Source organism: Actinotalea sp. (genome assembly GCF_035443605.1).
GTDB lineage: Bacteria > Actinomycetota > Actinomycetes > Actinomycetales > Cellulomonadaceae > Actinotalea.
This window is the reverse complement of the sequence record NZ_DAORSQ010000009.1, coordinates 16730-27496: the sequence shown is the minus strand read 5'-3', so window position 1 is coordinate 27496 and position 10767 is coordinate 16730. Positions and strand designations below refer to the sequence as shown.

Genomic DNA, 10767 nt, shown 5'->3' with positions numbered 1-10767 from the left:
CGGAGCGTCCCGGTCGCGTGCGGAGCGTCCCGGTCGCGTGCGGAGCGTCCCGGTCCGACACGCCGGCGTGTCCCGACCCCAACGCTCCGCACGTGCGAGGGGAGGGGCAGGTCGTCGGCGGGCGAGGCGGGGGCATCGGTCGGGCGGTCCTACGCTGTACGGCGATGATCCCCGAGCCCCGCGCCACCCCCGTCGACGACGACGGCGGCCAGGCCCTGCCCCAGCCGCTGGTCGCGCGCACGGTCGCCGTCGACCCCGCAGAGCTCCCCGCCGACCTGCTGGACCTGCTGCCGCCCGACGGGGGCCTGGCCTGGGTGCGCCGCGGCGACGGGATCGTGGCCTGGGGCGAGCTGGTGCGGGTCGGGACCGCGGGCACGGACCGCTTCGCCCGGGCGCAGGACGCCTGGCGTGCGATCGTCGCGCACGCCGTCGTCCGCGACGAGGTGCGGCTGCCGGGGACGGGACCCCTCGCGTTCGGCTCGTTCGCCTTCGCCGACGCCTCCCCCGCCGGCGGCGTCCTCGTGGTGCCGCGCGTCGTCGTCGGCCGCCGCGGGAGCGCGGCGTGGATCACCACGCTGGACGCCGCCGCCGTCGGCGCCCCGAGCGCCGCGCTGCTCACCGAGCCCTCGCCCGTCGTCCCGCCCGGCGCCGTCACGTACGCCGACGGCGCGCTCGACCGCGCGGGCTGGCAGGGCGCCGTCGCCGCAGCTGTCGCGGAGATCCGCTCCGGCCGCCTGGACAAGGTGGTGCTGGCCCGGGACGTCGTCGCACGCACCGAGCACCCGCTGGACCCGCGCTGGGTGCTGCGCCGCCTGGCCGCGGACTACCGCTCGTGCTGGACCTTCGCCGTCGACGGCCTGCTCGGGGCCACCCCTGAGCTGCTGGTGCGCAGCGAGAAGGGGCTCGTCACCTCGCGCGTGCTGGCCGGGACCATCCGGCGCACGGGGGACGACGACGCCGACCTGGCGCGGGCAGCGATCCTGGCGCACAGCTCCAAGGACCTCGAGGAGCACGAGTACGCCGTCGAGTCGCTGACGCACGCGCTCGAACCCTTCTGCTCGTCGACCAACGTGCCCGAGACGCCCTTCGTGCTGCACCTGCCGAACGTGCTGCACCTGGCCACCGACGTCACCGCCGTGCTCGCGACCGACCGCGGCGAGCCGCCCACCAGCCTGGCCCTTGCCGCGGCGCTGCACCCGACGGCTGCCGTCGCGGGGACACCCACCGCCGACGCCTGCGCCCTCATCGCCCGGCTCGAGGGCATGGACCGCGCGCGGTACGCCGGGCCGGTGGGTTGGCTCGGGGCCGACGGCGACGGCGAGTGGGGCATCGCGCTGCGCTCGGCCGAGATCGACCCCGGCGATCCGCACCGGCTGCGGCTGTTCGCGGGCTGCGGGATCGTCTCGGCGTCGGTGCCCGAGGCAGAGCTCGCCGAGTCCGAGGCCAAGCTCGAGCCCATGCGGCACGCGCTGCTCGACGGCTGACGCCGGGCCCGCGCCCGACGGCGGTCGTCCGCGCTGTGCGGAACATCCGGCACGGATCTCGTGCCGGATGCTCCGCACAGCGTCCCCGGCCGGGAGCCGGCGCCGAGGCGCCGCTCAGCCCTGCGGGTCCTGCGGCGTGGTGCGCCAGCCGCTGGAGCCGTCCGGCGTCGTGGCCGACGCCGCGGCCTCCGCCCGCACCGCGAGCGTGACCTCGACGTCCAGCGCGGCGCCGTCCCGCACGATCGTCAGGGTCGCGTCGCTGCCGGCGGCGCGCTCCCGGACGAAGGCGGTGAGCGCCTCGGCGCCGTTGACAGGGTCGCCGTCGATCGCCACGACGACGTCCCCGACCACGAGCTCCGCGAGCGCAGCTGGCGAGCCCTCCGTGACCTCCTCGACGACGGCGCCGCGGCGCGTGGTGCCGTCGGCCGTCGCCGTGCCGTCGGAGAGCGCCACGCCCAGGAAGGCGTGCTCGGCAGAGCCGTCCGTCACGAGCTCCGCGGCGACGCGGTCGGCGAGGTTCACGGGGATGGCGAAGCCCAGGCCGATCGAGCCGGACGTCGAGGTCCCCGTGGACAGCGAGGCGATCGAGGACGTGATCCCGATGACCTCGCCCGCGGCGTTGAACAGCGGCCCGCCGCTGTTGCCCGGGTTGATCGCGGCGTCGATCTGGATCGCGTTGGTCACCACGGTCTCGTCCGTGCCGTCCGAGGTGGAGACCGGCCGGTCGAGCGCCGAGACGATCCCCGTGGTCACCGTGCTGTCCAGGCCCAGCGGGTTGCCGACGGCCATGACGGCCTCGCCGACCGCCAGGGCGTCGGAGTCGCCGAGCACGGCCGGGACGAGGTCGGCCGGCGGGTCGACGAGCGCGATGACCGCGAGGTCGGTGGTCGGGTCGGTGCCGACCAGCGTCGCCTCGTAGACACGGCCGTCGGCGAGCGTGACCTGCAGACCGCCGTCCACCGCGTCCCCGGCGACGTGGTCGTTGGTCAGCACGTGGCCCTCGGCGTCGAGGATGACGCCCGAGCCCTTGCCGGTGCCCGACGACGTCTCGACGTCGATCGCCACCACCGAGGGTCGCACGGCCTCGGCGACGGCCTCCCAGTCCGCCTGACCGGTGGACGAGCCGCTCACCGGCACGGTCGTGGACTCCTGCGCGCCGATCGTCGCGAGGGACGACGGCGTGCTGGACGAACCCTGGTCGAACGCCCCGGTCAGGCCGGCGGTGCCCAGGCTGGCCAGGAGCGCCGCCGCGGCGGCCGTGCCGACGAGCGGGAGCCACCGGCGGTCGCGGACGGGTGCCGGCCCGGGCGCCGGCGGTGCCCAGAGGTCGACGGGCGATGCGGGCGGACCGGGGGGCGCGGGGGGCACGGACGGAGCGGGGGGTGGCGCGGTCCTCGTCCCCGCGGGCGCCGTGCCGTGCGTCGCGCCGGACGGCGGGACGGGTGCGGGCGGCACAGGGGGTGCCGCGGGGGGGACGACGTGCTGTGCGTCGGGACCGGCGAGGTCGCCGGTCGGGTGCTGCTCGGTGCTCATGGGGCCTCCTTCGAGGACACCAGCACACCCCGGCGTCCTGGGCGGTGCCTGGGCGCCACCTGGGAACCCGCTGGGAACGCTGAGCCCGCGCCCGTCGCCGCCCGGCGCTACCCCGCGACAGCCTCGCGCACGGCGCCCCGCACGGCGTCGGCGAGCCGGCCGTGCAGGTCACGCCGGCCCGCCCGGTCGACGACGACCTCCACGACGCTGCGGCCGACGATGGGCTCGACGAGCGCGGCGTGCAGCGCCGGCATGTCCGCGACCCGCCGGTGGGCCACGCCGTACCCCGCGCACAGGGCTGCGAGGTCGGCGCCGTGGGGCGTGGCGAAGACGCGCTCGGCGACGGCGGCCCAGCGCGGGTCGCCGTGCTCGAGCGTGGCGAAGATCGAGCCGCCGTCGTCGTTGGCGACCACCACCTGGAGGTCGGGGACGCGTTCGAGCGGGCCGGTGAGCAGGCCACCGACGTCGTGCAGGAAGGTCACGTCGCCCACGTACGCACGCACCGGGCGGCCCAGGCCCAGCGCCACGCCCGCCGCCGTCGACAGCGTCCCGTCGATCCCCGCCAGCCCGCGGTTGGCCAGCACGAGCGGCGCCTCGTCCCATGCCGCGACGAGGTCGAGGTCCCGGATCGGGTTGCTCGCCCCCACCACGAGGACGTCCCCCGCCACGCTGTGCGCGGCCATCGCCGTGGCGAGCACCGCCCCGGGCAGGGCGCCGCCGGCGTCCATCGCGGCCCGCAGGGTCGCCGTGACCGCCCGCGCGGCAGCGGCGCCGGCGCGCTGCCAGCGCGCCAGCCAGTCCAGCCCTGCCCCGAGGTTGCCGCGCAGCAGGCCCGCCGGTACCTCGGTGAGCACCCGGGTCGCCGCCCGCCCGGCGTCCGGCCAGCCCCGACCCTGTGGAGCGATGACGATCACCTCGACGTCGGGCCGCGCGAGCAGCGCCTGGACCGGCCTCGACAGCGTCGGCCGGCCGAGGACGACGACGCGCTGCACGGCACCACCGAGCTCCGGGACGTCGAGCAGGAGGCGGTACGCGGGGATCGTGTTGCGGCCCTCGCGCGCGCCGGACGTCGGCTCGGCGAGCAGCGGCCAGCGGTTCGCCGCGGCGATCCAGAAGGCGCCCGGCCCGGCACCGTCCCCCGCGACCACGACCGTACGCACCCCGTCGCCCGGGCTGACCGGCACGGACGAGTCGGCGACGCGCATCGCCCAGCTCGCCGGGCCGGACGACTCCGCGTGCGGCTCGCGCGGCTCGACGTCGGCCAGGCCGTCGCGCGAGCGCTCCGGCCACGCGTCGTCGGCGGGGACCAGCGGCTCGCGGTAGGCAAGGTCGAGGTGGACCGGTCCGGGATCCCCGGTCCGCGAGCCGAGCGCAGCGGCAGCGGCTCGCGCCGCCGCATGGCGCAGGTCGCGGTCCTCGCCGGGCCTGCCGCTGGGCGCTGGCACGTCGAGGGTCAGCCGGACGGCGGGCGCCAGGAGCCCCACCTGCTCGGTGGTCTGGTTGGCGCCCGTGCCGCGCAGCTCGTGCGGGCGGTCGGCGGTGAGCAGCAGCAGGGGCAGCCCGGCGTGGTCGGCCTCGAGGACGGCGGGGTGCAGGTTGGCCACGGCGGTGCCGGACGTCGTGACCACGGCGACGGGCTCCAGCCGCCCCTGGGCGCGGGCCGCGCGGGCCAGGCCGACCGCGAGGAAGCCGGCGGCGCGCTCGTCGATCCGCACGTGCAGCTCGAGCCCCGGGTCGCCCGCACCGCCGGCCGCGGCCTGCGCCACCGCGTAGGCCAGCGGTGCGCTGCGCGAGCCAGGGGCGAGCACGACGTGCCGCACGCCGAGGTCCACCAGGGCCTGGACGAGCACCCGGGCGGCGTGGACGGACGGGCTCATGCGGGGCCTCCTGGCTCGCGGTGCGACGGGGTGCGGAGCGCCGGGTCCGCACCGGCAGGCGCACGGACGCGCTCGCCGGCCGGCGCGACGTCGAGGCGCCGCACCGCTGCCACGCGCGCGCGCCATCGGGCGTCGAGCCCCGCGTCCGCGGCGTGGGCGTCGAGGAGTGCGGTGTCGGGGACCACCGCGCCGACGCCGATCGCCCCGTCGACCACGCGGGGCGCTGCGGCGACGAGGTCGTCGGTGAGCAGCTGGGCCGTGGCCAGGCCGCACGCGAACGGCAGCTCCGGGAGTGCCGCGGCGAGGGCGAGCCCCGCGGCGAGCCCCACGGACGTCTCCAGGGCGGAGGACACCACCACGGGCAGGCCGGCGCGCTCGGCCAGCTCGAGGCACGCGCGCACCCCGCCCAGCGGCGCCACCTTGAGCACCAGGAGGTCGGCGGCGCCGGCGCGGACCACGGCCAAGGGGTCCTCGGCGCGGCGCACGGACTCGTCCGCCGCGACCCGGACCGTCCCCGCCCGGCGCACCGCCGCGAGCTCCGGAACGGTGGCGCACGGCTGCTCCACGTACTCCAGGCCCCCCGCGGCGCGGTCCAGCACCCGCAGGCGGGCCAGCGCCGTGCCCACGTCCCACGCGCCGTTGGCGTCGATCCGGATCGCGCCGCCGGGGCCCAGTGCGTCGCGGACGGCCTCGACCCGCTCCACCTCGTCCGCCATCGTCTGGCCACGCTCGGCGACCTTGACCTTGGCCGTCCGGCAGCCGCCGGATGCCGCGACGATCCGGCGCGCCGCTGCGCCGTCGACCGCCGGGACGGTGACGTTGACCGGGACGGTGGCCCGCAGCGGCACGGGCCAGCCGCCGTCGGCCGCCTCGAGCGCCGAGCGCCACCAGGCGAGGGACTCGGCGTCGTCGTACTCCCAGAACGGCGCGAACTCGCCCCAGCCCGCCGCGCCGCGGACCAGCACACCGTCGCGCGCGGTGAGCCCGCGGAACCGGGTGCGCAGGCCGACCCGGTAGACGCGCAGCTCGCGCGGTCGGGGGTCGGTGGGCGGCGTCACCCCGTCACCGTAGTGCGCGGGCGCACACCAGGAGCGGCCCCGGCCGACGCCTGGCTACCCTTGCGCGCATGAGCCCGCTGCCCCCGTCGGTGTCCGAGACGTTCGACCCGCGGCGCTGGCGCGAGGTCGCGGGGTTCGAGGGACTGACCGACGTCACCTACCACCGCGGGGTGGACCGCACCGGCACGCCGGCCACCGACGACCCCGGCACCGACGACCCCGAGGCCGGCATCGAGCGCGACCTGCCCGTGGTCCGCATCGCGTTCCACCGGCCAGAGGTGCGCAACGCCTTCCGGCCGCACACGGTCGACGAGCTCTACCGGGTGCTCGACCACGCCCGGATGAGCTCTGACGTGGGCGTGGTGCTGCTCACCGGCAACGGGCCCAGCCCCAAGGACGGCGGGTGGGCATTCTGCTCTGGCGGTGACCAGCGGATCCGCGGGCGCGACGGCTACCGCTACACGTCCGACGTCGCCACGCAGACCGCCGAGGGCATCGACCCGGCGCGGGCAGGTCGGCTGCACATCCTCGAGGTGCAGCGGCTCATCCGCACGATGCCCAAGGTCGTCGTCGCGGTGGTGGACGGCTGGGCGGCCGGCGGTGGGCACTCGCTGCACGTGGTCGCGGACCTGTCGATCGCGTGCCGTGAGCACGGCCGCTTCAAGCAGACGGACGCCGACGTCGGCTCGTTCGACGGCGGGTACGGCTCGGCCCTGCTGGCCCGCCAGGTGGGGCAGAAGCGGGCGCGGGAGATCTTCTTCCTCGCCCGGGAGTACTCCGCAGACGATGCCGAGCGGTGGGGCGCCGTCAACGAGGTGGCCGAGCACGCCGACCTGGAGAGCCTCGCGCTGGAGTACGCCCGCGTGGTCGCCGGCAAGAGCCCGCAGGCGGTCCGGATGCTGAAGTTCGCCTTCAACCTCGCCGACGACGGGCTGGCCGGGCAGCAGGTCTTCGCCGGCGAGGCGACCCGGCTCGCGTACATGACCGACGAGGCGGTCGAGGGGCGCGACGCCTTCCTCGGCCACCGCGCACCGGACTGGTCGGGCTTCCCCTACCACTTCTGAGCAGCACGCGGCCGCTCAGCGGCACGCGGCGCGACGCCTCAGCCCTGGGCGCGCAGCAGCGCCAGGAGCGCGTCGGACGTCATCGGCCGACCGAGGTGGAAGCCCTGCGCACGGTGGCAGCCCAGTGCGCCCAGCGCAGCGAGCTGCTCGACCGTCTCGACACCCTCGGCGACGGCGGTGAGCCCCAGCGACTTGGCCAGGCCCACGACGGCGGCGACCACCACGGTGTCCTCGCCGCGCACCCCGAGCCCGGCGACGAACTCCCGGTCGATCTTCAGGGTCGTCACCGGGAACCGCGTGAGGTAGGTCAGCGACGAGTACCCGGTGCCGAAGTCGTCGATCGCCAGGCCGCAGCCGGCCGCCGTGACCCCGCGGAGCTCGGCCAGCACGTCGTCGTCCGCGGAGAGCAGCACCCGCTCGGTGATCTCCAGCAGCAGGTCGGACGCCACGGTCCCGGTCGCGGTCGTCGCACGGGCCACCTGCTCACCCACGACGAGGTGCGCCACCTGCCGGGCCGAGACGTTGACGGCGACGCGCATCCGCGGCGTCACCTCCTGCCATCTCGCGAGCTGACGGCACGCCTCCTCGAACACCCAGGCACCGATGGGCACGATGAGGTCGCTCGCCTCGGCGACCTCGATGAAGGCGTCGGGGGCCAGCAGCCCGCGCTCCGGGTGGACCAGGCGCAGCAGCGCCTCCGCCGAGACGATCCGGCCGCTCGCCACGTCGACGATGGGCTGGTAGAGGAGGCGCAGCCGGTCCTCGGCCACGGCGGACCGCAGGGACCCCTCGATCTCGAGCCGCTCGACGGCGGTGCGGTGCAGGGCGCTGTCGTAGAGCGCCCACGGAGCCCGGCCGCCGCGCTTGGCCTCGTACATCGCCAGGTCCGCCTCGCGCAGCAGGTCCTCCGGCGCGGCGGAGGGCTCAGCGGTGAGCGTCACCCCGATGCTCGGTCGCACGACGATCGCGCGGGGGCCGACGACCATCGGCTCGATGACCGCGTCGACGAGACGCCGGGCGATCCGCACCGCCTGAGCCTCGTCCCACACGTGTGCGACGACGACGAACTCGTCGCCCGCGAGCCGGCCGACCGCCTCGCTGCCGCGCACCGTTGCCGAGAGCCGGGCGGCCACGCTGCGCAGCACCTCGTCGCCCGCCGCGTGGCCCAGCGTGTCGTTGACGTCCTTGAAGCGGTCCAGGTCGAGGTAGAAGACCGCGACCGCGCCGCCGAGGCGCTCGAGCTCGCGCACCTCGAGGCGGATGTGGTCGAGCAGCACACCCCGGTTGGACAACCCGGTCAGCGGGTCGACGAGCGCCCGCCGCGCGAGCTCCGCCTCGGCGGCGCGCCGCGCCGTCACGTCCTCGATGTGGACCACGGCGTACGACCGGCCGGCGTCCGAGCGGACCGCCGACGCGGCCATCCGGACCCAGAGCCAGCGTCCGTCCGCCCGGCGCATGCGCTTCTCACGGTGGTAGGTGGACCGCTCTCCCGTGACCAGCTCACGCAGCATGACGGCGTCCGTCTCGCGCTCCGTCGGGTGGGTGAGGTCGGGGCCGTGCACCCCGACCAGGTCGCCGGGCGCGTAGCCGAGCATGTCGGTCAGCGCACGGTTGACCTGGAGGTACGTCCCGGCGTCCGCCGCGTCGAGGCTCGTGACGACCATGCCGACCGGCGCGTCGTCGAACGCCATCCGGAACCGCGCCTCGCTGTCGGCGAGCGCGCGCTCCGTGGCGTGCCGGTCCGTCTCGTCCCGCCACGTGACGACGAGCAGGTCCCCGACCCGGCGGGCCCGCACGTCGAGGTAGCGGAGCGCCCCCGTGCGCGTGTCGGTCGTCGGGACGCCGTCGAGCACCACGGGCTCCCCGTCGTGGAAGGCCCCGGCGTAGCGCTCGTAGAGCTCTGGCACCCCGGCCCGCCCGAGCTGCTCGCGCAGGCCCTGGCAGATCGGCTCCCCGCCGCCCTGGGCGGCGAGGTTGTGGTAGATGACCCGGAGGTCGCTCAGGGTGCCGTCCGGCGCGAGGACGGGCTCGGCCATGACCGCCGGGTCGAGGAGGTTGTCGAGCACGTGGCGGAACCGCGTGCCGTGGGCCGCGAGCGCCTGCTCCGCGGCCAGCCGCACCGTGACGTCGCGCCAGCTGAGCAGCAGGTCGTCGTCCAGGCGCACGACGCGCATGTCGACGAACCGTTCGGTCCCGCCGCGGCGGGACACCGCGACCGAGTCGAGTGCCAGCGCCTCGCCGCTCGCGTGCACCTTGAGCAGCCGATCGAGGCCCGCCGAGGGCGACGGATCGACCCGCTGCCCGAGCAGGGCGCCCACCGGGGCGCCCCACTCGGCTGCTGCGAGGTTGACGTAGACCAGCACGAGGTCGACGACGTCGCCGGCCGCGTCACGCACCGGTTGGGCGATCACCGTGGGGTCGACGAGGCCGTCGAGCGCCGCCTCCATCCGGGCGGCCAGGCCCCGCGACCGTCGGCCTTCGCCCATGCCCACCTCCGGGTGCCGCCGTCCGGCGGGCGCCGGACGGTCGCTCACCTCACGGGGTCTTATCGGCACGCGGCACGGTGGGCGTGAGCGGTGCGGTCAGCCGACCGTCAGCGAACCCGTGCCGGCCGGTACCAGCTCGACCCAGGTGTTGCCGGGGGCGAGCAGCAGCGGGGCGCCGTCCGGGCCGAAGACCTGCATCGGTGCCTCCTGCGCCGTCTTGCGCCACGTCCCGACGACGGTCTTGCCCCCGGTCGCGACGAGCGCCTCGCCCTCGCCGACGAGGTTGTAGGTCGGGACGGGTGCGTCGTTCTGCGCGCCGAACCCCGAGTTGGGGTGCTCCGCCACGATCGAGACGACGTTGACGGCGGAGAGCCGCGCGCCGCTCGCCGCCGTGGCGGGCGTGCTGCCCTCCGAGCGCAGCCAGGTGCCGGTGGCCGCGTCCCAGGTCCACGTGGGGCTGGACGCGGAGGACAGGCGGAAGGACAGCGTCGTCGCCGGGGCGCCGACGAGCGTCGCGGAGGCCTGCTCCGCGCGGAGCGCGAAGGCGAACTGCTGGGCCGGCGCCGCGCTGTGGTCGGCGTCGGCCTGGGCGAGGAACACGGTCATGTCGCCGTAGACGTTGTGCGGGGCGGAGCGCGACGAGACGCGGTACAGGCCGTCGGCCCCGGCGTCGTGGCTGAGCTGCTGCATGCCGCTGCCTGGGAGGAGGGCGAGGATGCCGGCCTGACCGCCGGAGAAGACGAACAGGCCGTGCAGCGGGCTGGCGATGAGCGGGTCCATCGGCCGCACGGACCGGATGGGTCCGATCTCGGCGGGGACCTGGGAGTGGAACACCGCGACGAACCTCGAGACCTCGAACTCGACGATCGTCTCCCACACCACGTCGGCCTGGTCCAGCCCGGACTGCGGACGGGCGACGGACGTGTTCTCGACCTTGACAGCCACCGCGGGACGGGCGGCGACCTCGGGCGTCGCGACGCCGGTCAGGGGCCACACCACGGGCACGACGGGCTCGGGCGGGGCCGCACGCGACGGCTCGATGCTCGGGGTGACGGTGACGGGCGCCGGCGCCTCGGGCGCAGGGCCGGCGCACGCGGCGAGCCCCATGACGGCCAGCACGGCCACCCCGGCGAGGAGTCCGCGCGTGGCGCGCCGGCGCACGAGGCCAGGTCGCGGCGGGGCGGCCCGTCCGGAGGAGGTCTCGACGGACGTGGTCGAACGGGCCACGGGGCATCTCCTTGTCGCACCGGCCACGCGGCCGGGTG

General features: G+C 76.4%; 7 protein-coding genes. 2 read left to right on the top strand and 5 right to left on the bottom strand.

Features of this window, described 5'->3' with window-relative positions; translation table 11 throughout:
* Nucleotides 1-164 precede the first annotated feature (164 nt).
* The gene (locus PKY62_RS02240; RefSeq protein WP_324534416.1) at nucleotides 165-1484 is read left to right on the top strand and encodes an isochorismate synthase; all 1320 of its coding nucleotides are present in this window, start codon (nucleotides 165-167) and stop codon (nucleotides 1482-1484) included.
* A 114-nt stretch (nucleotides 1485-1598) separates the two neighbouring features.
* Here the strand turns inward: PKY62_RS02240 and PKY62_RS02235 are convergent, their stop codons facing one another.
* The 3 genes from PKY62_RS02235 to PKY62_RS02225 form a co-directional block, all read right to left on the bottom strand.
* The gene (locus PKY62_RS02235) at nucleotides 1599-3017 is read right to left on the bottom strand and encodes a trypsin-like peptidase domain-containing protein (protein WP_324534414.1); all 1419 of its coding nucleotides are present in this window, start codon (nucleotides 3015-3017) and stop codon (nucleotides 1599-1601) included.
* A 107-nt stretch (nucleotides 3018-3124) separates the two neighbouring features.
* Entirely contained in the window at nucleotides 3125-4894 is a 1770-nt protein-coding gene (gene menD, locus PKY62_RS02230) for a 2-succinyl-5-enolpyruvyl-6-hydroxy-3-cyclohexene-1-carboxylic-acid synthase (protein WP_324534412.1), read from the bottom strand.
* Nucleotides 4891-5952: an o-succinylbenzoate synthase gene (locus tag PKY62_RS02225; protein WP_324534410.1), complete on the bottom strand. Its 1062-nt coding sequence runs from the start codon at nucleotides 5950-5952 to the stop codon at nucleotides 4891-4893. The genes menD and PKY62_RS02225 overlap by 4 nt, the downstream gene beginning before the upstream one ends.
* Nucleotides 5953-6020: 68 nt before the next feature.
* Here PKY62_RS02225 and PKY62_RS02220 point away from each other — a divergent pair, with 68 nt between their 5' ends.
* Nucleotides 6021-7016 (top strand): 1,4-dihydroxy-2-naphthoyl-CoA synthase, encoded by a 996-nt coding sequence (locus PKY62_RS02220; RefSeq protein WP_324534409.1) that lies wholly within the window; start codon nucleotides 6021-6023, stop codon nucleotides 7014-7016.
* Nucleotides 7017-7054: 38 nt separating this feature from the next.
* Here PKY62_RS02220 and PKY62_RS02215 read toward each other — a convergent pair whose 3' ends face one another.
* Together PKY62_RS02215 and PKY62_RS02210 are read right to left on the bottom strand one after the other, a co-directional pair.
* Nucleotides 7055-9502, bottom strand: coding sequence for a sensor domain-containing protein (locus tag PKY62_RS02215; protein WP_324534408.1), 2448 nt, complete (start codon nucleotides 9500-9502; stop codon nucleotides 7055-7057).
* A 96-nt stretch (nucleotides 9503-9598) separates the two neighbouring features.
* Nucleotides 9599-10729, bottom strand: coding sequence for a DUF3048 domain-containing protein (locus PKY62_RS02210; RefSeq protein WP_324534406.1), 1131 nt, complete (start codon nucleotides 10727-10729; stop codon nucleotides 9599-9601).
* Nucleotides 10730-10767: the final 38 nt, after the last annotated feature.

Excerpts from the sequence above, each read along its gene's own strand:
- PKY62_RS02240 (WP_324534416.1), top strand. The coding sequence starts at position 165 with ATGATCCCCGAGCCCCGCGCCACCCCCGTCGACGACGACGGCGGCCAG.
- PKY62_RS02215 (WP_324534408.1), bottom strand. The coding sequence starts at position 9,502 with ATGGGCGAAGGCCGACGGTCGCGGGGCCTGGCCGCCCGGATGGAGGCG.
- PKY62_RS02220 (WP_324534409.1), top strand. The coding sequence starts at position 6,021 with ATGAGCCCGCTGCCCCCGTCGGTGTCCGAGACGTTCGACCCGCGGCGC.
- PKY62_RS02235 (WP_324534414.1), bottom strand. The coding sequence starts at position 3,017 with ATGAGCACCGAGCAGCACCCGACCGGCGACCTCGCCGGTCCCGACGCA.
- menD (WP_324534412.1), bottom strand. The coding sequence starts at position 4,894 with ATGAGCCCGTCCGTCCACGCCGCCCGGGTGCTCGTCCAGGCCCTGGTG.